Source organism: Enhygromyxa salina, assembly GCF_002994635.1.
In the GTDB taxonomy this organism is placed as follows: Bacteria; Myxococcota_A; Polyangia; order Nannocystales; family Nannocystaceae; genus Plesiocystis; species Plesiocystis salina_B.
On the sequence record NZ_PVNL01000052.1, the window covers coordinates 23428 to 46307 of the forward strand.

Consider the following 22880-nt stretch of genomic DNA (forward strand, 5'->3'; position numbering starts at 1 on the left):
CTCGACCTGCGCCGAGGCATGCGAGGCGCAGGGGACGACGTGTGCCGCCCATGGGTGTGGAGGGTACACGTACCGGCTCTACTCGGTTCTCGAGTGGTGCGAGGACCCCGAACTGGCCGGCCTCTTGTTCGCGCTCGAGTGTGACGAGCCCATCGAGTGGCAGCTCAACGACGCCGTCAAGTGTTGCTGCGAGCAGGAGTAGGGCACGACAACGAGAGGTGAGCGGACAAGAGTCGTTGCTCAGTCCCGACTCCAGGCGGTGGCTCACCAGGTGGGGGCTGACTCTCGCCGTTCGAGAAGCGAGTCGTGGGCGAAGGGATCTGACCCCTTCGCCTCCCCCTTCTGCGCCAGCAGCATCGTTCGGCTGCGAAGCCCCTCCACCAGGGACTACGGTGACTGCAGCTTGCCCGTCATCACGCGAAACTCGATGCGCCGGTTGTTGGCGCGCCCGGTCTTGGTGTCGTTGGTGTCGATCGGCACGTCGGGACCCATGCCCTGGGTCGTCACCCGATCCTCGGAGATCCCCATCCCCACCAGGTAGCTCATCACCGACTCGGCGCGCTCGCGCGAGAGCTGCATGTTGTGATCGTACTTCCCACGATCATCGGTGTGGCCAGTGATCTCGATCCGGACGCTGGGGTACTGCTGAAGGATCCGAATCGCCTCGTCGAGGGTCGGCAGCGAGCTGCGCTCGATCGTGGCCTTGTTGGTCTCGAAGGTGATGCCCTTGATCGCGCCAGAGAAGCGCAGGACCTCGGCCGGGACCTCGTCTGGGCAGCCGTCGTCGTCCTCGAAGCCGTTGTCGGTCTCGGGCTCTTCGACGCAGCTGTCGACGTCGTCGGTGAACCCGTCGCCGTCGGTGTCCTTCAGCGGGCAGCCGTCGGGCTCGACGCCAGGCTCGTCCGGGCAGGTGTCCTGGTCATCCCAAAACCCGTCACCGTCGCGGTCGGACTCGGGGCAGCCGTCGTCGTCTAGGTAGTCGTTGACGGTCTCGGGATCGTCGATGCACTGATCGTCGACGTCGAGGATCCCATCGCCGTCGCGGTCGCCAGGCCCGGCCGGGATCACGACCGGCTCGTCGGGTCGCGCGGGCGGGACGTTCTTGCGGTTGAGCGTAATCGACAGCCCGAGCAGCCCCTCGAAGTTGTGTGAGACGAACGTGTTCTCCACCCCCAGCGAGTGGCTGACGACGTCGCGCAGGTCGAGCCGCAGCATCACCCAGCGGTTCAGATAGATCTTCGCGCCCGCGCCGAAGTGCATGGCTGGATCGATGTCGCGGCCGAGCGGCCCGCCGCCGTTGATCCCCAGCATCCCCGCGCCGACCACCACGAACGGCGTCACGCTCCACAGCCCCAGCTGCGCGACCGCGTGGCCACGCACGGTGAACGGCATCACGCCCGCGCCGCTGCCATCGTCGAGCTTGCCGGGGATCACCCCGCCCTCGGCCTCGACGCCGAAGAAGCGCAGCGGGTAGTAGCCGATCCGCCCGCCCAGGTCGGGGTTGCTCCGCCGCAGCGGCAGCCAGCCTTGCATGGGCAGATTCGCGTTGGGCTCGAACAGCTCATGCTCACCGTTGAGCCGGAACAGGCCGCCGTAGACGCCAAGCTCGAACATGTGGGGCTCTGGCGCCCAGCGCTTGATCCATTTCTGGTCCTTGCGCGGGTTCCACTTGCGGGTCCGAGGCTCGGGCGTCGTCTCGGTGCTGGCTTGTGTGTTGGCTTCGGTGCTCGCGTCCGCACCATCGCCCGACAGGCTCAGCTCGGCCGAGCCTTCACCGCTCGCCTCGGCTTGGTCAGGGGGCGCCCACGCGTGCGCGAACGAGGGAACCGTGATGCCGAGGGCACACACTAAAGAGGGGAATCGCAGTCGCATCGGTCGCTCCTGGGCCGCGGAGGCCCTGACTGCGAATTGTGCCCGGTCGAGCTGAAATACGCAGGTTTTTGACAAAAGCGCGGTGCCCCGCCCGCGCTCGGGGAATTCTGGGACGGGTCCCACTCGTTGGCGATCGGCGGATCACCATCTCCGAGCCAGCGCGCCAGGTCAGGGGAGCGCGAGCAACAAGTCCTCGACCCCACGCGGCGGGCCCGGGTACGATGGCGCGGTCATGGCCCAGACCGTCGAAGAAGAATACATGGGGGGCTCCAAGGCCCGAGTGTGGACCTACGTGATCCTCGCTGGGCTGCTGCTCGTGGGGCTGCTCGTCGCCAATTTCGTGTGGGCCAACCCCGACGACGCCCGCGCCGCCCTCGACGGCTTCCTGGGCCTGCCCGGCTGGGCGATCGTCGGGATCATGGCCGTGCTCGGCGTCCTGGTGTTCTGGGGCGGCCTCAAGATCGAGGCGGACTGGCCCGAGGCCGTGGGGGCCCTGATGATCGCGGGGGCGGTCCTGGCGGTCGAGATGATGGTCGGGCTCGAGACCTTCCGGCTGTTCGGAATGGGGTTCATGCCGTACTTCATCCCGTTGGCTGTGTTCGTGGTGTTGTTTGGTCTGGGGATGGTGAAGTCGAAATAGGGTTGTTCTTGGTGGTTGGGCGGGGGGGGGTGCCGGCGGGGCAGCGCGCACGGGCTGCAGACGGCCCCAACCCGGCTAGGTCTACTTCAGTCTCGGTTTGCAGCTTCCTGTCGGGGATCGTCTTGGCCCGACGGGGGTGGCTTCGTTAGTCTCCACGTGCGTAGATACGCCGGGTTGGGGCCATCTGCGGCCTTTTGTGCGCTCTACGTTGGTTGGAACGTTGGCTCCGACCCGGACGAGTGGAGGTTCTCGCGATGTTGTTGCTACTAGTTCACGAACCCTCCGAGGGTTGAGGGGGAGAACTGCGCCGCCTGGCTCACGCGGACCGCCGACTGCGAGAACACCTGGAACGCCGAGCGGATCTCGCTGGTGCTGCTGCCGGGTGTCAGGACCCAGCGATCCTGGATGCCCATCTCGGTGAACACCCGGCGGAAGTCCGTGCTGCCGTCGTCGATGCCCATCGCGGCGACGATGTGGGTCTCGGCGCGCAGCATGTCCTCGACGAGTGGGCGGACGTGGGTGGCGGTCGCGCGGGTCGAGTGGACGTCGGCGCCGTCGCTGATCAGCAAGGTGACGGTTCGGACTGGGACGCCGTTGTCGGCGAACTCCTGGGACTTGGCGAGGACGGTGGCGAGCAACACCACGGTCTGATCGTACAAGGGCGTGCCCTTGTTGGGATCGTAGTTGGCCTTGGTCATGCGCGTGGCGTGCTCGAGCGGGATGTAGGGGTAGAGCACGTCGCCGTTGAGGTAGCGGTTGTGGACGAGGATCTCGGCGGCCTGGCGGCAGGTGCCGAGCGCGTCGAGGATCAGGTTGTGGCCCTGCCGGACGGCGTCCGCGTTGCCGGCGAAGCGGATCGACCCCGAGTCGTCGGGCATCAGGCTGACGAGGACGACCTCGGCTGCAGGGACGTCGTCGACCTCGACGCCGAGCCCGGCCTGGATCTGGGCGCCGAGATCCAGCACGTCGAGGGTCGCCATCGAGGCCTTGGACAAGGTGCCCTGGGCGCGGGCGTTGGTGAGCAGTGACCGGGCTTTGGCGCCGGGCTTGTTGGTGTTCGAATTGGACATGATCGGTGCTCCTATTGCTGGGTGGGGGTCATGACGCGCGAGGCAGCTCGGGCCAGGCGTCGAGCGGATCGGTCGAGCGGACCAGGTGCATGCCGGCGTCGGCGAACCGCTGCTGGGCTTGCTCGGCCTGGTCGCTGAAGTCCGCTGCGAACCCGCCGCGGCCGTCGGGGACGGTCACGGCGGACATGCAGTCGGCGAGGATGTAGACCTTGCGCGCGAGCGATGGATCCGTGGCGACGATCTCGTCGAGTAGATCGTCGATCGTGCTCTTGACGCAGTGGCTGGCGGCCTGGCCGGCGATGATCACCGCGTCGGCGCGCAGCAGGGTCTCGATGAACGCGGTGTTGCGCTGCGCGAGCGGAGCACCGTCGTGGCGGCTGAGCACCTCTGGGCGCAGGACCGAGTAGTTCTCGGTCAGCGGGTTGCCGCCCTTGACCTCGATCCATGACTGCATGCCGCGGGCGAGCGAGAACATGCTGCGGGCTTCGTCGACGACGCCGACGAGGGCGTGACCGTCGCTGCCGAGCAGGCAGTGCGGCGGCCACAGGTAGAGCTCGTACTTGCCGACCCGCTCGAGTTCGCGGCAGTAGTGCTCGACCTGCTGGCGCAGCCACCCGTAGTTGCCGCGGCACAGCCAGCCGGCGACGGCGGGGTTGGGGCGCAGCTGACCCGAGGTGATCGCCGCGGTGGTGACGATCGTGTGGGCGGGCGGCGGCTGATCGTCGCGGTCCAGCCAGAAGCTGGGGAAGAAGATCTGGTGCGAGAAGTGGCTGTCGAGGGTCGCGGTGATCCGGGTGAGCCGCGCCATGTTCTGATAGATGAAGCGGGCGATCCGGCGGCTGTCGTCGATCGCCCCGGTGCCGCTGCGGCCGCCGACGTAGAGGCTGCCCTCCGGCAGGCAAAAGTCCTTCTGCACGTCGATCAGCAGCAGGTGCAGCTCGTGGGCGTCGCCGGCCGCGGGGCGCAGCTGATGGCGATCGATCCACTCGCGGGCGTGACCGGCGAGCGCGTGATGGTCCGCGCGGTAGTCCCAGCGGGCGGCGGCGTCAGGGTCGAAGAAGTCGGGGATCGGGAGGATGGTGGACATGGGTGGTCTCCGTTTGGGTGAGGGGCCGTTTACAATTGAGGTTCAGCCGAGCTCGATGCGGCGGACGCCTTCGCGGTCGACGATCAGCAAGCCCGCTTGTCCGGCGAGCAGCGAGCAGGCGGCGTCGACGAAGGGCGCGGTGTCGGGGAAGCTGCGGGTCAGCTCGGGCCGGCCACCGACGAGCTCGACGCGGACGATGCCGGCGTCGGTCGGGACCAGCAGCATCGAGCCGACCGCGGCGGCGCCGTCGAGCGAGCGGGTCCAGGCGTCGCGGCTGGCTGGATCCTCGGCGTCGAGCTCGGCCGAGCCGAGCACGCTGCCGTCGCGGCCGAGCACGTCGAGCCGCAGGCGCAAGCTGGGCCCGCGCTCGAGCAGCATGAACAGCCAGGCGTGGGTCGCCGAGAGCTGGGCGCCCGCGCGGACGAGCCGACCACGGATCGGCGCGAGCGTGTGGCGGTCGTCGAGGCCCGGGCGGGTCGGATCGAAGGTCGCGGGGATCGGCAGCGCGCCCACGCTGTAGAGCGCCAGGCCAAACCGGGGGCCCAGCCACACGCGGGTCCGATTGGGCGGCACCCGGCCCAGCTCTCGCGCGCGCTCGTGGGGGCCACGGCTGGCGTCCGAGAGCACGCGGCCGCCGCTGATCCAGACCCGGTGATCGCCGTGGCAGGCCAGCGCGAGCTCACCCTCGACGACGTCGACGATCGTGGCCCGGGCTGCGGGCGCCCGCGCCAGTGACTCGCCGTTCCAGACCCACGCGCAGCCGTCGTCGAGCCAGCACTGGCGCGCGGGTGGCTGGCCGGGCGCGAGCGTGGCCACGGGGACGCGCCCGCGCGGCTCGTGGATCCACAGCTGACCGCCCTCGGACTCGAGCAGCCGCGGGCAGCCAGCTCGATCGAGCGCCGCCGCGAGGATCTGGCCGCGGGCGGCGAGCACCGGGTGGACACGGACGGCGCCCCGGACCAGCTGCCGCTGCGGCGTTGGGAGCGACTTGGTGCACGCGGGACAGCGTGAGCGGGCGTGCTCGAGCCCGCAGCTGCGGCAGCGCGTGAACGCGAGCGACTCGAGCAGCGCGAGCGGGATCGGGGTCCGAAGATCCTCGGCGAACACCCGGCGCAAGCACTCGAGCAGCTGGTCGGGCAGGCTGTGCAGCGGCAGCGCGGGCTTGGGGTAGAGGACCCGCGGATCGAACACGGTGATCCGCCGCAGGGGACGGGCCGCGTGCACGACCGCGGCCTCGCCGGGCGTCGGGCGAAACACCCCGCCGTAGGGGCCGACACACAGCAGCGAGCGCATGACCATGATCGCGAGCGCGTACCAGTCCGAGGCCTGGTTGTGGGGGCGGATCAGCGCGGGCGCCGAGCCGTTGGGGTCACACAGCAGCGGGTCGACGAAGCGCTCGGTGAACACGCCGCAGTCGAACCCGGCGAAGCTGAACGAGTCGGCGTCGATCAGCCAGGCCGCGCCGCCGCTGCTCACGAGCACGTTGAGATCGTTGAAGTCGCCGATCACGACGCCGCGACGGTGCAGGGCGGTGAGCGTGCGGTGCAGATCGACGAGGACCTCGACGACCCGGGCCCCGCTGATCCCCGCGCGTCGACGCCGAGGGTCGCCCCAGCTCATCAGCGGCTCGGCGCCTTCGATCCGCCGCATCGCGTAGCCGACCACGCGGCGCCGCCGGAGCCCGCTGGTCGCCAGCTGCTCGGGGTGGACGACGCGCTCGGGCAGGTCGGGCGGGAACGCGTGGAGCTTGTCCTGATGGACCTCGAGCCGGGCGGCGGCCGCGTCGCGTTGCTCGGGGAACGGCCGAAGATCCGGGTGGTCGGGGCCCTTGAACAGCTTGAGCGCGCGGCCGTCGGGCAGCGCGAACACCTCGGCCTCACCGCCAGCGCCGAGCCGCACGAGCTGGCGGTGATCGACGCGGTCGCGCCCCAGCCACACGGTCACGCGGACCTCCCAGGCTCGCGCCCGAGCACGAGCAGGGTCGTGTCATCCGCGAGCCGCCCGTGGCTGCGCTCGACCACCTCTGCGGACCAGTCGATGTTCTGGGTCTCGCGGTTGAGCTGGGCCAGCTCGCGCTGGATCGCGTGAGGGCGCAGGAGGTAGCGGGGATCGGCGAACCGCTCGATCGAGAGCTCGACCGCGCCATCGGTGGCGAGGATCAGCCGCTCGACCTGCGCGGGGTCGACCGCGTGGATGACCTGCACGGGCGGGGTCGGGCCATGCAGCCCGTAGCCGAGGTACGGCGGCTGGTTGTCCGGAAACGGCCCGAGCGTGGTGAGCTGGCCGTCGAGCCAGACCACGCCGTCGCCGATCGCGTGCACGACCAGCTGCGCAGGGGTGAGCACAAACCCGACCAGGGTGAAGAGCAGCGCCTCGTGGACGAGCGCGGTGGACGACCCAGGCAAGGCCTCGACCACCGCGGCGAGCCGCTCGAGGCTGCGCGCGCAGGCGCGGTCCCACAGCTGCGGCTGCGTGGGGGTCAGCCCATCATCGAGCAGTCCGGCGAGCGCGTCGGCCCACAGCCGGGCGCCGAGCCACGCGCCTACCTCACTGTGCGGCGCGCTGCCGCAGCCGTCGGCGACGACGCCGACCACGGCCAGCTCGCTTCGCTGCACGTACCACGCGTCTTGGTTGCCGCGGCCGCTGCGGCGGTGATCCGCCCCGATCGCGCTGCCACCGTGAGCCCGCCAGCTCGAGAGCGAGGGTGCGGTCCGGGGTGGGTTCGACGTTCGTGTCATGTGCACACTCTTGATAGTGTATGATCGACACTTAGTCGAAGCGAGCGCGGGTGAGCTTACGCAAGCCCCGTCACGGGTGGACAGCGCTGACCTCGGCGACGATCATGCCCGCGCGCTCGAGGCCGCCCCATGCAGTCGATGCAGTCGATGAAGTACCTGGCTCACTACCCCGCGGACTTGCAGGAGCAGGTCCGCGCGCTGGTCGACGCCGGGCGGCTCGGGTCGGTGTTAGCCGAGCGCTACCCGAACACCCACGAGATCAACAACAACGCCGCCCTGTACACCTACGTGATGGCGCGCAAGCGGGCCGACATGGCCTCGTCACCGCCGCTCACCAAGGTCCGCTACTGCGACAAGATCAGCACCTTGAGCAACGCGCTGGGCACCCACACCTATGCGACCCGGGTCCAGGGCGCCAAGCTCAAGACCAAGCACGAGCTACGGGTTGCGAGCATCTTCAAGCAGGCGCCGCCCGAGTTTCTGGAGATGATCGTGGTTCACGAGCTCGCCCACCTGCGCGGGCGTGAGCACGACAAGGCGTTCTATCGGCTGTGCTGTCACATGCTGCCGGACTACCACCAGATCGAGTTCGACATGCGCCTGTGGCTGACGTGGCTCGATCTGGGTAGCCCGCGGTAGGGCGACCACCGCTCAGCGGCGTTTAGGGCAGCGCACGCCGCAGCGCAGCCCGAAGCTGACGAGCGTGATGTCGACCGCCAAGAAGGCCCCGAAGCGCAGGACCGGCAGCAGGGTCTTGTCGACCGACTCGATGTCGCCGACCGAGTCGCGCCCGGTGATCGTGCGCTTGTGGCCGAAGGGGTTGAGCGAGAGGCCGGCCCCGAGCACGAACGGTGAGTTGGCGATGCCCACCGTGAAGTACGCCCCGGGCGACAGCAGCCCGGCCAGGTTGAACGCGGCCGGCTCGCCGAGCTCGGTCTGGCTGGTGCCGTTGCTCGTGTCGACTGGCGCGCTGGTCTCCTGCGTGAGCCACTTGGAGGTCGTGATCGCGCCCAGATCCACGACCGAGATCAGCGCGCCCAGGTGCCAGGGCCGCTTGGCACCAACACCGACGGGGCCGGTCGCGTGCACGCCGATCGGAGCAAACATCGCAAACTCGCCGCCGGTCCGACCCCAGGCGAGCTGGTCGTTCGCGTCGAGCTCGTTGGACAGGGTCGCGCCGGCGTAGACGCCCAGGAACCCGTTGATCGAGACCGCGCCCTGCCGATACTTGCGCTTGAAGCCGCCGGCTGGAAACGCGGACTGGAGCGCCAGGTTGACCTCGTCGCTGGAGGTCGCGTTGCCGAGCTCGATGAACAGCGGGATGTACCGCCGGACGCCGGACATGCGCTGGTCGAACGCGGTCGACTTGCCGGGGGCGCGCGCGTTGATCAGCGCGACGGTCAGCTGGATCGTGTCGATCGCCGCGCGGGCCCAGTCCTCGTCGGCGTACGCGTGGGCCAGCTCGATGTAGTCGTGGACGTGCTCGAGCTCGGCCGCGAGCGTGAGCGTCCAGGGCTTGGGCTTGGGCTTGGGACCTTCCTCGCTGCGGGCTGGGCTGGCGACCGTGAGCAAGGCGAGCGCATGGTGCCCGGTGAGCGCGAGCTGCTTGCTTGCGATCGTCGCAAATCCATACATGTCCGCGTCGAGGATCGGTCCGAGCTCGGCGCTCGCGGAGACACGCTCGGCGATCGACTTGCGCAGCGCCATGATGCCATCCTCGAGCTGTACGACCGCGCGGGTCAGGGCTTCGAGCTGACCGGGCTGGATCTCGAAGCGGGTCGAGCCGAGCTGGGCGAGGATCCGCTGCTGGGCGCGGACCGGGAGCTCGGCGAACCGCTGCTCGAGCGTGAACGCGACGCCGACCGAGAGGTAGGCCGGATGGAGCTTCTGAACGGCGGACGAGTTGCTGGCGATCGCGTAGGACAGCATCGACGCCAGCCGCAGCACGGCCATCGTGTCGGCGCAGTTTTGGTCGCCGGTCACGTGACCTGGCGGCGCCAGGGTCTCGCACTCCAGCTCCTCGCTGGCGTGGAGACTGGCGGCAAAGTCGGCCGGGTTGGTGCGCGCGCGGGCGGCTCGGGCCAGCGGGATGACCACGCGCGCGAGCGTGCCGGGGTAGGCGACCTCGGGCGCGGTCATCCACGCGAGCACGAGGGCGCGATCGGGCAGCAGCTCGAGATCTCGGACGATCGACGCGTGCACGCTGGCCCCGATCGCCGCGACCGAGAGCGTGGACCCGACGCTCAGCAGCGTGTCACAGGTGACCGGGATGAACACCCGCGTGTCCGCCGTGGGCGCACAGATCCGCTCGACGAGCTGCTCTTGCACGTAGGCGAGGGTCTCTTCTTTGGCGCGATCGATCAGGAACTCGGCGAGCCCCTCGAACGCGGTCTGGCCGATCGCGCCGAGTGACGGCACCGCGAGCGCCGAGGCGCTCTTGCCTGGAGTCTCGACCTGCGCCTTGCTGATGAAGGTCTCGGCGGCGGGCCCGAGCGTGGCTTTCGCGGCCGCGAGCGCCTCGGCGCTGGCGTAATCTCGCGCCTGCTCGAGCAGCTCGGCGAGCTGTGATCCGGCGATCTCGACGATCTGAGACGCATGCGCGAGCCCGCGGTCGAGCTCGCTGGCGTGATCGAGCCGCAACAGCTGGAGATCTGCAGACTCGAGCTTGCCGGACCTCGCGCGCCGACAGATCGCGTCGAGGCCCGCGAACATGTCGGCCAGCTCGCGGGCGAGCGTGACGATCGCGACGACGTCGGCGTCCTTGGCCGCGGCCATACGCTTGGCGAGCGGGCGCTCGCTGAGCAGCTCGATAATCCGCTCGGGCGTCATCGGCATGGGCCGCTGCCAGCCGCTGACCTGACCACACATCCCGCTGAGCTCCGACGCGAACGTGTCCGCAGCGATCGCGTTGGTGCGCACCACGAACGGCGCGGTCTGACCGACGCGGGTGCGCTCGGCCTCGTCGAGGAACTCGAGCTTTTGTTTACGCTTCGCAAGCTCGCGCGCGGTCGGGGCCGTAGGCTCGTCACCCTCGCCTGCATGGACGGACCCGGTGGGCCATACGAGCGCGAGCGCGAGCGTGAGCGCGCCAACCACGAGCGGTTTTAGGTGTGTCATGTGGGATGCGTCCGCGCGCGGACGAGCGTGGTGATCGCGCTCAAGAACCCGCCAGGATCGACGCGGCGATGCTCGGCCGGAGATCGCGAGCTGTCGCGGAGCAGGCACGAGAGCCGCCGTCGGACGTCGAGGGTCGCCGCGCCCGTTGCGTCGAGGCTCGTCGCGTACGCCAGCCCGAGCGCCGCGATCCCGGCGACGATCGGCGTCGAGGCGCTGGTCCCCGAGAACATCCTCGAGGTGTCGCCCCGGCCCGTCCAGGTTGGGATCTTCAGGCCCGGTGCCGACACCGGCATCCATGATTCCCATCTGAACCGCGTCACGATGCGGTCGTGGCTGGAGGTCGCGCCCACGACCAAGACGTCGTCGGTCGCGGCCGGAAACACGGGACGGATGCGGATATCGTTGCCGGCCGCGACGATCACGGGGATCTGCGCCGCGCGGGCGGAGGCCAGCCCCGCCGCGAACTCGTCGGTGATCTCGGCGAGCGTGAACGGACAGCAGATCAGATCCGCCCCGAGCTTCACGGCCGACTGCATGGCCCGGCCGACCAACGATGGCAGCGGCTCACCGGTGGAGCCCGCCACGCCAAACGCGAGGAAGCTGCTGTCTGGTGCGACGCCCAGCAGCGACTCGTCGCGCGAGGCGAGGATCGACGCGGTCTGGGTGCCGTGCGCGACTGGGCTCAGGTCGTGCCCTTTGGCCGGGCGCTCGAGGCCGTCGGCGGAGAACCGGCGAACGTGGGCGAGCGGCTCGATGTCGGCGACGCCCGTGTCGATCAGCGCGACCGTGACCCCTGCGCCGCGGGTCTCGTAGGTGTCCCACGCAGCGTCCAGATCCAGCGCTTTGAAGTGCCAAGCTCGCATGCGGTGACCCAATGCTACCGGTCGCCCACGCGCGCGTGCAAGCAGTTTGCGAGCCCCTCGCGCGAGCCCCTCGCGCGAGGATGGATCAACCCACGCTCGCGAACGGGCTCGGCTGACGGGCGCGCGGTTCAGATCTTTGCGCGAACGAACGCGCCGATGTGCTCGATCGCTCGCTTGCCCTCGTCGAGCATGCCCGCCCACAGCTGAAAGGCGTGGAACATCTCGTCCCACAGCTCGAGCGTCACGTCGACGCCCGCCTCCTTGCAGCGGGCCGCGAGTCGCTCGCTGTCATCGCGCAGCGCCTCCGCGGCGCCGGCCTGCAGCAAGATCGGCGGGAGCCCAGCTGGGTCGGCGAACAGCGGCGACGCGAGCGGGTGCTTGGGGTCCGCACCACCGAGGTATGCCTGGGCCATCATCGCCACGTAGGGCGCCTGCGCGGAGGGATCTTCCGCGGTCGCGAGCGAGCTCGAGGTGCAGGTCAGATCCGTCCACGGCGACATGCAGACCAGCGCGCCAGGCAGCGCGAGCGGGCCCTCGTCACGGATCCGCAGGGTGGCACCGAGCACCAACCCGGCGCCGGCCGAGTCGCCGACCAGCGCGATCTTGCTGGGGTCTTTGCCGGCGGTCTCGACCAGCCACCTGTAGCTGGCCACGACGTCGTCGAGCCCGGCGGGAAACGGACTCTCGGGGGCGCGGCGGTACTCGATCGACAGCGTGTTGGCCCCCGACGCCAGCGCCACGCGGCTGGTCAGGTCGCGGTGCGAGTCGATCGAGCCGAGCATGTAGCCGCCGCCGTGGACGAACAGGATCGTGCGGGCCTCGTCGGCTTCGTCGGGCCGAAACCATTCGGATCGGACCACCCCGGTGTCGACGACCTCACAGGTCACGCCGGGCAGCGGCGGCGCCAGCTTACCGGCGGCGTCGAGGCTGTTGCGCATGCCCTCGACGCTGAGGTCGGTCGACCCGGTCAGTTGGGCCGTGATGAATTGATGAACGACTGCGAGCTGTGGATTTGTCATGGATGGGACCTCAGGGGACGATCTCCAGCGAGAACGTGGCGGGGGCGCCAGGGAGGATGGTCGGAACGTAGTTGAGCTGGGCGCCGCTCAGCCCGGAGGCGGCCTCGATCAGCGGCTCGTAGTCGATCGCATCGGGCGGCGGGATGTTGATCAGGGTAATTTTGAGCGTGGTCGCGAAGTTGGCGACGTAGCGCCCGACCTCTTCGAGCAGCACCTCGGCGTGCGGAGTCAGCCGCCAGACCACGCTGGGATCGAGCTCGAAGCCGAGCCGGACCGCCGGGCCGGTCTCGACCTGGTTGGTGCCGCGGTTGATCCGCGCGCGGCCGGGGGCGTCCTCGAGCAGCGCGTCCCACTCGAGCTTGGCCTCGATGATCGCGTCTTTGAGCGACTGCGAGTTGGCGGCCTCGTAGGCGATGCGCGGCCCCGCGTACCACGAGCCCGCGCTCGAGAGCCTGGTCGTCGCGTTGTAGAACACGTCGGCGTACTGCTCCTCGCCCTGCGCCGCCTGGCGATACAGCATCAGGTAGCTGCGATAGGCGTCGAACCCACGAAGCCACGGGTTGAGGGTCAGCGCCCACTTCTTGAAGTAGGGGATCGGCACCTGATCTGGCAGCCGCGGGAAGCTCTGGACCTTGGGCACAGCTTGCGCGGCGATCACCAGCTGGGCCCCCGCGGCGTTGAGGATCGCCGTGGGCAGATCCTGGGTGGGCCCGCCGTCGAGCAGGCGGGTGTTGCCGATGTACGTGGCGACGAACGGCGGCAGCGATCCGCTGGCCATCAGACCCTTGCCCGCGAGTCCCGAGGTCTGGTGGTAGGGCTCGCCGGTCTGGGCGATGCTCGACACCGAGATGGTCGGCTGGGCCAGCTCGCTGAGATCGACGAAGTCGGTCGCCCACGACAGCCACCAGGTCAGCGGGATGTTGTCGACCAGGGCAAAGAACACGCCCCAGCCGATCGTGTTCGAGTTGAACAGCATCCGCGTCAGGCCCTTGTCGCCGAGCGCGGCGTAAAACGCCCCGACGAACGCCCCAGTGCTCGAGCCCGAGAGGATGTCGATCGGGATGCCGGCGTCGCGCAGCTGCTCGATGAAGGGGATCCCCACGTAGGACTGGGCCCCGGCCCCGCCGATCGCGACACCGACGCGGCGATCGGTGATCCCACGCGCCCAGCGACCGAAGCTGTCGAGGTTGGCCTGGACCGGCGGGACGGCGGCGGTGGGGTCGCCCTCGAAGCGCAGCCGGATCGTGTCGAGCGACCACGGCTTGGGCTTGAACCGCGTCGAGCTGTAGATCTGCGAGACGACGGCGATCCAGCGCCGCCGCCAGCGGGCGAACCGCTGGGTCGCAATTGCGGCCTGCCACCACAGCTGGGCCTCGCTGGCGGGGTCCGACGAGCTGAGGATCTGCATCAGCTCGATCAGCAGGGTCTGGACCAGGTGGGCCTCGGGCATCGGCCCGAGCAGCGCGACCGGCTGCGAATGGACGGACGCGGGCAGCAACCCGAGCGTGGCCGGGAGCTCGTTCCACTGATCGGGATCACGGATCAGGTAGTCGACGCTGGTCGTGCAGGTGAGCCCGTCCATCGCCCACCACAGCTCGGCGTCGCGCGAGCCGTCGGGGTTGACCCCGCTGGTCTCGATCAACACCTCGTCGAACGCGATGCCCCAGTCGTCGCAGAATTGCTGCAGCTGATCGTGCACGAACACGGTCAGGTTGGGGGTCCCGAACGGCACCCGGATCTCCGTGGGCGGCGTCGTGGGCGGGGGCAGGGCGACGTCCCAGACCACGTGCAGCACCCAGGTGAGATCATCGAGCTCGGTCTCGATGGTCTGGGCCAGGATCTGGACGATCCCCGGCAGCGGGAGCGCGGCTGGATCTGCGCCTGGGTCGGCGAGCACCATGGTCATCGCGGCGCGCGTGACGAGCGGGTAGTAGATGTCGCTGCTCATGGATCGACCGCCTTGCTGAGCCCGCGGGGACCGAGCGCGCGCGCGAGCCCGGGATCGGTGCGGATCTGGTCGAGCAGCGAGGCCTGGGTCAGGACCACGGCGCGGGCCTCATCGGTGGCTTGGGCCGCGAACTGATTGGCCTGCGGGCTGTCGTCGAACATGCCGGGGCCGCCCAGCTCACCGACGCCCAGCGAGACCGTCTGCTCGTCGTTGCTCACGGTGAGCTGGCCCTCGAGCACGTAGTAGAGCGCGGGACTGGTGACGGACTTGCCCTCGAGGCCCAGCTGCTGCGGGTCGTCGTCCTCTGGTTCTTCTGGTTCTTCCGGTTCTTCCGGCGGCTGCTCGAGCTGCATGGGCCCATAGGCGAGGGTCGGCGCGCGCTCGAGCAGACGATAGAGCTTGGGGGTGGTGACGCGGGAGAACTGAGGCGTGCTGCGCAGCGCCGCGACGACCCTGGGGGCGTTGAGTCCAGTTGGAAACATGCACAGGAGCCGCGAGCAGATCGCGTTGCCCTGCGGATGCATGAACACATCGTCGAAGTGCTGCGGCGCGAGCTCGAGCACCCACAGCGGCCCGACCGCGTTACAGCGGACCGGCGCGGGATCGGGAGCCGGCCACGCGCTGGGGATCTTCTTGGCGCAGGCCCAGTCATTGATCGCGCTGAGCCCAAAGCACGAGCCGGTCGTCAGCATCCACGCGCCCTTTTGTTCGCTCGAGTTGCTGGGCTCCCAGCTGGCCTGACCATGCGCGACCAGGCGCAGCGGCGTACTGTCGGGCGTTGCGACCCGGCTGAACAGGTCGGTGCTGTCCTCGTAGTGATGCATCTGCAGCCGCTCGGCGAGCGGCTCGACGTCTGGCTCGGTCAGCCGCTGAAACAGCGGGCACGTGAGCAAGAAGCGGATCAGCGAGGCTTTGTCGGGGGTCGGTGGCTTGGGGGCCAAAGTTCTCACTCACAGTCGAAATTTGAGCCGGAGGACGCAGCGGCCGGGTGCGGAGTATATCCTACGGGCCCTGCCAAGTGCAGCTGATCCGATGCGAGGGCCGCGAGCTTGAACCGATACCTGACCACCTCCGAGCGGGTGTTCCTGGCCATGGCCGAGCAGGTCGTGATGAACCCCGTCGTGATGGTGCGCTGCCGCGGTGTGTTGCCCGTCGAGCGGGTCGAGCATGCGATCCGCACGGTCGCGGCCCGGCACCCGGCGCTGGGCGTCCGCGTGGTCCGTGAGGCGCAGCCGTGGTTCTCGGACCGCGACGTGCCACCGGTCCCGCTGCGGGTCGTGGACCGGGCGTCGCCCGAGCACTGGCGCGAGATCGTGCGCCACGAGCTCAACGAGCCGCTGCCGATCGAGCAGGGCCCGCTGATCCGGTTCGTGTTGGTCCGCGACGAGCAAGCGTGTGAGCTGATCTGCACGACCGACCACGTCAACGCCGACGGTCGCTCGGGGCTGTTCGTGCTCCGCGACGTGCTGCGGGTGATCGACGATCCGCAGCTGCGCCTGGTCCCGCTGCGCGAGCGGACCTGCTTTGACGACTACCTCGAGAGCAGGGGTGTGTGGGACCTCGCCTGGGGGCCCCGGATGCCCGACGCGCTGCGCGGGTTGCTGGCCGATCACGCCCGCACGCTCCTGGGCGGGCTGCAGCGCCACGGGCTCGGTCAGCTGCGCGCGCGGGCGCTGGGCATCCCCAGCGAGGCGCCCGAGCCGGTCCCGCCCGCGCCGATCGAATTCGTCGATCGGCGCCTCGACGTCGCGCGCACGGCCGCGCTGACCGACGCTTGCCGGGCCCACGACAACACCGTGCTGTGTGCGTTGGTGATCGCCTGCGCCGACGCGCTCGCGACCGTCGACGGTCGAGGGGCGCGGGGGTTGATCGGCTGCGTGACCCCGATCGACATTCGCTCGCTGCTGCGCCCCTCGGTCGGCGATGACTTCGGGATCTATGCGTGGGCGCCGACGACGGTCCACCCGGTCGGCCCGCGCGCGAACTTTTGGGATCTGGCCAGGCGGACCCAGCGGTTGGTCAAGGCCTACCGCAGCGTGCCCGCGCTCGCGGGGATGCGTCGCTTGCTCGATCTGATGGAGCTCACCGAGGGCACCCCGCTCGCGCGCCTCTACGACCGCGCGACCCGTTCGTGGCTCGACGGCATGATGGTCGTCAGCAACCTCGGGCGGGTCTCGCTGCCGACCGAGGCCGCGGGCGTGGAGGTCGAGTCGTTTGGGTTCTATGCCATGATTCCAAACGTCGACTTCGTGCTTGGCGTGCAAAGCTTTCGCGGCGTGCTGGAGATGAACTACTGCTGCTCGCCCAATTGGATGCGGCGCTCGGTGGTCGAGGGCGTGGCGGACCGGGTCGAAGCCATCCTCGCGGCGGCCAGCGATCCGGCCGCCTGCGGCGACGGGCGCCTGCGCTATGGCAGGGAGCCGGCGATCAGCTGATCTGCCGCGGCCAGTAGCGCAGCTCGCGACAGGCCGCGATGAAGGTCGCCGCCGCGCCGCCACCCGCGAGCGGAACGTAGCCGTCGTCGCGCCGCGGCTGGCCGATCCCGGCCGCGTCGAGCAGCAGCTCACCGCCCTCGTCGTAGCCGACGAACTTGAAGTGGTGGTGGGCGTCCGTCACAAATTCGCGGGCCGCGAATTTCATGCACATTCGCCGCGCCCCCGCCTGCGAGAGCACCACGGCGACCGCGTCAAACAACACGGAGGGCCCGCCCTCGAGCTTCTCGGCGATCTCGAGCAGGTCGCCTGCGCTGTCGTGAATGCCCTCGCGGGTGGGTGCGATCAGGGCGACCATGGAGCCCTCGGCGTTGGCCTCGCGCATGATCGCGGCGAGGGTGTCCGCGTCGCTGCCGTCGTCGACCAGCACCCCGACCCGGCGACCCGTGAACCGCGTGGGGCCGTTCTTGATGATGCTCAGCGCTGGAGACTCGGGGAGGTCGTCGCGCGGCTCGACCGCTGGCGGCAGCGGCTCGGGCAAGCTCGCGAGCCCCAGGCCCTCGGCGACCTGCGTGGCCAGCTGCGCGTCGACGTTGATCAAGCTCGCGACGACCCGCTCGCGGATCGCCGACTTGTCGACCTTGGACAGCTCGAACACCAGCGCGTTGACCATGTGCAGCTGCTCGGTCGGGGTCTGGCTCCGGTAGAACAGTCGGGCCTGGCTATAGTGGTCGGCGAATGACTCCGGGCGAATCCGCCGCTTGGGCCCCGACACCTGCTCGCGAAAGGTCTGGTAGCCGCGGCTTGGATCTTCGCGCGGCCCCCCCTCGGCGCCCCATGAGTTGGGCTCATAGTTGGCGCGGCCCTTGGGGTTGATGAACGCCATGTGCCCATCCTGCTGAAAATGCGCGAACGGGCAGCGCGGGGCGTTGACCGGCAAGTGCATGAAGTTTGGCGAGCCCAGGCGCTTGAGCTGGGTGTCCAGGTACGAAAAATTGCGCCCCTGCAGCAGCGGGTCGTTGGTGAAGTCGATGCCGCGCACGACATTTTGCGTACAGAACGCGACCTGCTCGGTCTCGGCAAAGAAATTGTCGACAGTCTGATCGAGGACCAGGCGGCCGATCGGCCGGACCGGGATCTGCTCTTCGGGGATCAGCTTGGTGGCGTCGAGCACGTCGAACTCGAAGCGGTCGGCGAATTCGTCATCGAACAGCTGAACACCCAGCTCATATTCGGGCGAAGCGCCCGACTTGATCGCGTTCCACAGATCGCGGCGGTGAAAGTCTGGATCGGCGCCGTTGAGCTTGACGGCCTCGTCCCACACCACCGACTGCAGCCCGAGCTTGGGTTTCCAGTGGAATTTGACGAAGGTCGAGCGCCCCTTCGCGTTGACGAAGCGAAACGTGTGGACCCCGAACCCCTCCATGAACCGGAAGCTGCGGGGGATCGCTCGATCCGACATGATCCACATGACCATGTGCATCGACTCGGGCATCAGCGAGATGAAGTCCCAAAAATTATCGTGGGCGGTCTGGGCCTGCGGGAAGCCGCGATCCGGCTCGGGCTTGGCCGCATGAATGAGATCGGGGAACTTGATCGCGTCTTGAATGAAGAACACCGGGATGTTGTTGCCGACCAGGTCCCAGATGCCCTCCTTGGTATAGAACTTGACGGCGAATCCGCGGACGTCGCGGGCCAGGTCGGGCGAGCCCTTGTTGCCGGCGACCGTCGAGAACCGGACAAAGACCTCGGTCTTCTCACCCGGGCGCTGAAGCAGGTCGGCGCAGGTGATGTCGGCGAGCGAGTCATAGGTCTCGAAGAAGCCGCGCACCCCAAAGCCGCGGGCGTGGACGACCCGCTCGGGGATCCGCTCGTGATCGAAGTGGAAGATCTTCTCCCGCATCACGAAGTCTTCGAGCAGCTGCGGACCGCGGGCGCCAGCGGTGAGCGTGTTTTGATCGTCGGCGATCGGTACGCCCTGCTGGGTCGTCAGTGGCTCGCGATCCGGTTCGCTGAGCTGGTGGGTCTCGCCGCCCGAGCCACGGTGGACCTCGATGTTGCCGTATTGAACTTCCTCGAGATCCTCGGCGGGCTGTTTGCCGTCTGTCCTGGCGCGGGCAGCCGCGGCCTTGGATTGTCGTGCTTCGTTCGTCGCTTTGGTGTCACTCGGCTTGGTCATGAGACTCATAAAAAGTGCAAACCAAATGCCAGCACGGCATCTGAACGACGATGAACAAGCGTCATGTTTGCGGCGCCCGGCAGGTCGGCGCGCAAGATTACGGCGTGGTCCCGAGCGCTCGGATCAGCGCTGGAACAGCTGCGTGATCCGGGCTTCCCACCAGGCCTGCGCGAGCGAGTGAGGCGTCAAGGTAGCCAGCCACGCGTCGATGCCGACCGGGTAGCGCAGCCGCGGGCGCGCAGCCAGGGCCACGTTCGCGATCACGCCGGCGACCCGATCGGGATCCGCGAATGACAACAGCGTCTGCAGGCGCTGCGTGTCGAGCTCGAGCGCGGCCCGGACCCGCGCATGGACTGCGCGAGGCTGCTGCTGGTCCGTCGCCGCCGACGAGCTCGGTCGAACCTGATTGCGCCCGAAGATCTCGGTGGGAAACATGCCCGGCTCGACCAGGCTCACGAACACGTTGTAGGGGACGAGCTCGTAGCGAAGCGACTCGGACCAGCCCTCGAGCGCGAACTTGCTGGCGCAGTAGGCCGAGTGAGCCGGGATCGCGCTGCGCCCCGCGACGCTCGACACGTTGATCACCCGCCCGTGTCGACGCTCGCGCATGGCTGGCAGCAGGGCCAGGGTCAGGGCGACGAGCCCAAAAAAGTTGGTGTCGAACTGCTGGCGCAGGTCAGCCTCGCTGCGCTCCTCGGCGAAGCCCGTGAACATCATCCCGGCGTTGTTGACGAGCACGTCGACGGCACCCTCGGCGGCGAGGATCTGCTCGACCAGGGCGTCGCGCTGGCCGGCGTTGGTCACGTCGAGGGTCACGAGCTCGACGCGCGAGCGCCCAAACCCCGAGGCGTCCAGCGCGGCGCGCAGCGGCTGGGCACGGTCGAGGTCCCGCATGCTGGCGTAGACCTTGAAGCCGCGGGCGCACAGGGCCACGCAGGTGCGCAGGCCAAACCCGCTCGACGAGCCCGTGACCAGTGCCGTGCCCCGCTGCATCCTAGGTGTCCTGCTTGGATCCCGCCGCCGCCGCGCGGACGTCCTCGTCGAGCAGCTCGGGCCCGTGGATCACCACGTCCATCAGGGTCTGATACACGCCGTGCATCTGCCCGCCCGTGAAGTCGATGACGGCGCTGTTGAACCAGTACCCGGCGTCGTCGGCCAGGACCGAGACCAGCGCCGCGACCTCGTCCATGGTGTTCATTCGGCGGGCGGGGAACATCCGATCGTGCACGGCCTTGACCCGATCCCAGACCGCCGCCGGAAACACCCACTGCAAGGCGGCGGACTCGACGGTGCCGAACTTGAGGGCGTTGACCCGGTAGCCGAGCGGCCCGAGCTCGAGGGCGAGGTGGCGCACGTAGGTCTCGAGCGCGGCCTTGGACGCGGCGATGACCGAGAGGTTGCCCAGCAGCGACTCGTTGATCGCGTTGTCGAGCGCGAGCAGCCGCGCGCCCGGGCCCAGCAGCTCGCGCCGCAGCAGCGCCTGGGTCCAGTACACGAATGAGTGCGCCATGCTGTCGAAGGTCTTCGCGACCTGCTTGGGGTGGATCCAGGTGGCCTCGTCACCGCTGGCGAGCAGCCCGACCGAGGCGTTGGCGATCGAGTGGACCATGATGTGCACGCCGTGCCTGCCGACCCGCTCGAGCACCGCGTCGGCCTGCTCGGCGATCCGCTCGGGCTTGCCGGCGTCGGCGATCATCCACTCGATCTCGCGACCGGCGGCCGCAACGGCGGCGGTGACCTCGGCGACGCCGTCGGGGTGGTTGCCGCGGTGCAGGCCCAGGACGTTGAGCCCCGGCTGGCGCGCGAGCGCCTTGGCGATCGCCGCCCCGGCGCCGGAGGTCGCGCCAAGGATCAGCGCCCAGCGGGTGTGTTGTTGCGTCGTGTTTGCCATGGGAACAGATCGGGTTTGAGGTCGAGTTCGCCGACGCGCCCGAGCCAGGTCCGCAGTCGATCCACGCGTGGGCCGAGCGGCGGCCCGTCCAGATTGACGCGCGGCGCAGCTTTGGCCTTGACCCGGGCGAGGTCGAGCAGCGCTTGCACGCGGGCTTGGACCCGCTCGTGGAGCGACTGCAGGGCGGCGCGATCATCGAGCAGCGCCTGGCGCTCCTGTCGGGGGATCACCGGGACGATCGGGGCCCCGACGATCTGATGCACGCGGACCGGAAACGGCGGCGAGCTGGGCCACAGCCCGAGCGGCCCGAGCCCCGCCCACACGGCCCGATCGGGGCTGGTGATCCGCAGCCGCTGCTTGAGGCGGGCGTTGTCGTTGAGCCCGAAGAACGCGTCGTCGACCCCCGAGGCCGCGACCGGAACGACCTCGAGCCCCCGGCTGATCGCCAGGCGCAGGTAGCCGAGGCCCGGCCAGTCGACTCGATAGCGAACCCAGCCCGGGCGCAGGCCCTCTTGCACGCCGCCGGGTGCCAGGATCACGTGGCGACCCTTGGCGATCGCGGCATCGAGGATCGGGCCCTTGCCCGTCGACCACACCAGGCCCTCGGTCAGCCAGCGCAGGTACGGCCAGTCCATGAAATTTCGATGCACCAGCGCCAGCGGGAGGTAGCCCTGCTCGCGCTGGATCTCCGCGCCGAGCAAGAACAGATCCCAGGCCAGCGGGCGCCCGTGATAGCCGACGACGATCTTGCACTCGTGGGTGCGCAGGTGCTCCATGCCCTCGACCGTGTAGGAGAACCACCGCCGCCACGCGGCCATGGTCGCCAGCCAGTGGGCCATGGCGGACGCCGATGGCTCGCCCGTGCTCACGCTCATGGCCCGGCCGCTCCGAGCTGATAGACCATCGCGCCGTAGCTGATCCCCGAGCCGACGGCGACCATCAACAGCAGGTCGCCGCCGCGCAGCTTCCCGCTGCGCCACAGTCGATCGAGGCTGAGCGGGATCGAGGCCGCGCCGACGCTGCCGATCTCGCCGACGACCCGCAGTTGCTTGTGCTCGGGGATCCCCAGCTCGCGCGCCAGCATGTCGAACATGCGCCCGTTGGGCTGGTGGGGGAGCACCCAGCTGATGTCGTCCATGCGCACGCCCGCGAGCGTGAGCGCGGTTCGGGCGCTGGTCAGGACCGCCTCCGTCGCCTCTTGCGTGATTTGCTTGTTGGAAACACCGAAGCGGACGATCTCGGGCTCGCGCGTGAGGCCAGCGTGAGCGAGCGTCACGCTGCCTCGCAGTCTTCCGTCGTTGCGCAGCCACGACGAGCGCAGGCCTTCGCTGGTCCGGCCACGCCCCAGCACGACCGCCGCGCCAGCGTCGCCAAACACCACGTACGAGCGCGGGTCAGAAGGATCGAGGTGGCGAGACCACAGCTCCGACACCACCACGCCAACCGGATGGAGCCCGGTCGCAACGCTTCGGGCCGCGAGATCCATGGCCGACAGGAACCCCGTGCACGCGTTGTTCAGATCGATGCAGTCGCAGCTGCCGTGGAGCCCGAGCGCGTCGCCGACCGCGTTGGCGGTCGCGGGCAGGAGCGTGTCGCCGCCCGTGGAATTGACCTGAATCAGCCGCACGAGGTCACTGGCCTGCAACCCCGCGCTGGCCAGCGCCCGTCGCATGGCATCGGCTGCCAGTGACGCATGAGTCGTCTCGGGGTCGGCCCAGTAGCGGCGCTCGATCCCCGTTCGCGCCACCAGATCGGCTGGATCCCGGCCAGGATAGGCGCGCTGGCACACCTCGGCGGTCGTGACTGCGCGCCCGGGGAGGACGCTGCCCGTGCCCAGAATCCGGACTGGGATCAGTGACTGCGTGGGGGCGACCATCCGGAGCGGCGCGATGATGCCACGTGGGGCGCCATCTACAAAGGCGTCGGTCGTGACTCCAGTGCGACCGACCGGACGCACTCCACCACGGGCCGCCAGCGCGGATTCCGGGCTCGCGCGAACGGCGTGCACCATGAAGCGCGAGCAG

General features: G+C 69.2%; 18 protein-coding genes. 3 read left to right on the forward strand and 15 right to left on the reverse strand.

The window, feature by feature from the left end; genetic code table 11:
* Window positions 1-387 precede the first annotated feature (387 nt).
* Window positions 388-1872 carry an OmpA family protein gene (locus ENSA7_RS13895; protein ID WP_106089766.1) on the reverse strand — a complete coding sequence of 495 codons (1485 nt, stop codon included), beginning with the start codon at window positions 1870-1872 and terminating at the stop codon, window positions 388-390.
* Window positions 1873-2104: 232 nt separating this feature from the next.
* Between ENSA7_RS13895 and ENSA7_RS13900 the strand changes: the two genes are divergently transcribed.
* A complete protein-coding gene (locus ENSA7_RS13900) occupies window positions 2105-2512 on the forward strand; it encodes a hypothetical protein (protein WP_106089767.1) in 408 nt (135 codons plus the stop codon).
* Window positions 2513-2778: 266 nt separating this feature from the next.
* Here the strand turns inward: ENSA7_RS13900 and ENSA7_RS13905 are convergent, their stop codons facing one another.
* Genes ENSA7_RS13905 through ENSA7_RS13920 form a run of 4 tightly spaced genes read right to left on the reverse strand, consistent with a single transcriptional unit; the run spans window position 2779 to window position 7407 of the window.
* Window positions 2779-3582 carry a hypothetical protein gene (locus ENSA7_RS13905; protein WP_106089768.1) on the reverse strand — a complete coding sequence of 268 codons (804 nt, stop codon included), beginning with the start codon at window positions 3580-3582 and terminating at the stop codon, window positions 2779-2781.
* 28 nt (window positions 3583-3610) lie between these two features.
* Complete coding sequence (locus ENSA7_RS13910; protein WP_106089769.1) at window positions 3611-4669, reverse strand: cysteine hydrolase family protein; 1059 nt, start codon at window positions 4667-4669, stop codon at window positions 3611-3613.
* A 42-nt stretch (window positions 4670-4711) separates the two neighbouring features.
* The gene (locus tag ENSA7_RS13915) at window positions 4712-6613 is read right to left on the reverse strand and encodes a hypothetical protein (RefSeq protein ID WP_106089770.1); all 1902 of its coding nucleotides are present in this window, start codon (window positions 6611-6613) and stop codon (window positions 4712-4714) included.
* Complete coding sequence (locus tag ENSA7_RS13920; RefSeq protein ID WP_146157666.1) at window positions 6610-7407, reverse strand: protein phosphatase 2C domain-containing protein; 798 nt, start codon at window positions 7405-7407, stop codon at window positions 6610-6612. The genes ENSA7_RS13915 and ENSA7_RS13920 overlap by 4 nt, the downstream gene beginning before the upstream one ends.
* Before the next feature lie 138 nt (window positions 7408-7545).
* Between ENSA7_RS13920 and ENSA7_RS13925 the strand changes: the two genes are divergently transcribed.
* A complete protein-coding gene (locus ENSA7_RS13925) occupies window positions 7546-8046 on the forward strand; it encodes a YgjP-like metallopeptidase domain-containing protein (RefSeq protein ID WP_106089793.1) in 501 nt (166 codons plus the stop codon).
* Between the two features lie 12 nt (window positions 8047-8058).
* Here the strand turns inward: ENSA7_RS13925 and ENSA7_RS13930 are convergent, their stop codons facing one another.
* The 5 genes from ENSA7_RS13930 to ENSA7_RS13950 all read right to left on the reverse strand — a co-directional run bounded on the left by ENSA7_RS13930 (window position 8059) and on the right by ENSA7_RS13950 (window position 15295).
* Window positions 8059-10524, reverse strand: coding sequence for a hypothetical protein (locus ENSA7_RS13930; RefSeq protein WP_146157667.1), 2466 nt, complete (start codon window positions 10522-10524; stop codon window positions 8059-8061).
* Window positions 10521-11387: a S8 family peptidase gene (locus tag ENSA7_RS13935; protein ID WP_106089773.1), complete on the reverse strand. Its 867-nt coding sequence runs from the start codon at window positions 11385-11387 to the stop codon at window positions 10521-10523. Before ENSA7_RS13935 ends, ENSA7_RS13930 begins: the two co-directional genes overlap by 4 nt.
* Before the next feature lie 128 nt (window positions 11388-11515).
* Window positions 11516-12406, reverse strand: a complete 891-nt coding sequence (locus ENSA7_RS13940) for an alpha/beta hydrolase (protein ID WP_106089774.1) — start codon at window positions 12404-12406, stop codon at window positions 11516-11518.
* Between the two features lie 10 nt (window positions 12407-12416).
* A complete protein-coding gene (locus ENSA7_RS13945) occupies window positions 12417-14354 on the reverse strand; it encodes a patatin-like phospholipase domain-containing protein (protein ID WP_106089775.1) in 1938 nt (645 codons plus the stop codon).
* Window positions 14351-15295 (reverse strand): cyclic nucleotide-binding domain-containing protein, encoded by a 945-nt coding sequence (locus tag ENSA7_RS13950; RefSeq protein ID WP_106089776.1) that lies wholly within the window; start codon window positions 15293-15295, stop codon window positions 14351-14353. Before ENSA7_RS13950 ends, ENSA7_RS13945 begins: the two co-directional genes overlap by 4 nt.
* A gap of 108 nt (window positions 15296-15403) precedes the next feature.
* Here ENSA7_RS13950 and ENSA7_RS13960 point away from each other — a divergent pair, with 108 nt between their 5' ends.
* On the forward strand, window positions 15404-16789 hold the full coding sequence (locus tag ENSA7_RS13960) for a phthiocerol/phthiodiolone dimycocerosyl transferase family protein (RefSeq protein ID WP_146157668.1): 1386 nt from the start codon (window positions 15404-15406) through the stop codon (window positions 16787-16789).
* Here ENSA7_RS13960 and ENSA7_RS13965 read toward each other — a convergent pair.
* From ENSA7_RS13965 to ENSA7_RS13985, 5 genes are all read right to left on the reverse strand, one after another.
* Window positions 16782-18965 carry a catalase gene (locus ENSA7_RS13965; protein WP_219907963.1) on the reverse strand — a complete coding sequence of 728 codons (2184 nt, stop codon included), beginning with the start codon at window positions 18963-18965 and terminating at the stop codon, window positions 16782-16784. The genes ENSA7_RS13960 and ENSA7_RS13965 overlap by 8 nt on opposite strands.
* Before the next feature lie 123 nt (window positions 18966-19088).
* On the reverse strand, window positions 19089-19958 hold the full coding sequence (locus tag ENSA7_RS13970; protein ID WP_106089780.1) for an SDR family oxidoreductase: 870 nt from the start codon (window positions 19956-19958) through the stop codon (window positions 19089-19091).
* A gap of 1 nt (window position 19959) precedes the next feature.
* Window positions 19960-20856: an SDR family oxidoreductase gene (locus tag ENSA7_RS13975; RefSeq protein WP_106089781.1), complete on the reverse strand. Its 897-nt coding sequence runs from the start codon at window positions 20854-20856 to the stop codon at window positions 19960-19962.
* Entirely contained in the window at window positions 20817-21731 is a 915-nt protein-coding gene (locus ENSA7_RS13980) for a lysophospholipid acyltransferase family protein (protein WP_106089782.1), read from the reverse strand. The genes ENSA7_RS13975 and ENSA7_RS13980 overlap by 40 nt, the downstream gene beginning before the upstream one ends.
* Window positions 21728-22732: a 3-oxoacyl-ACP synthase III family protein gene (locus ENSA7_RS13985; protein ID WP_244923796.1), complete on the reverse strand. Its 1005-nt coding sequence runs from the start codon at window positions 22730-22732 to the stop codon at window positions 21728-21730. Before ENSA7_RS13985 ends, ENSA7_RS13980 begins: the two co-directional genes overlap by 4 nt.
* Window positions 22733-22880 lie beyond the last annotated feature (148 nt).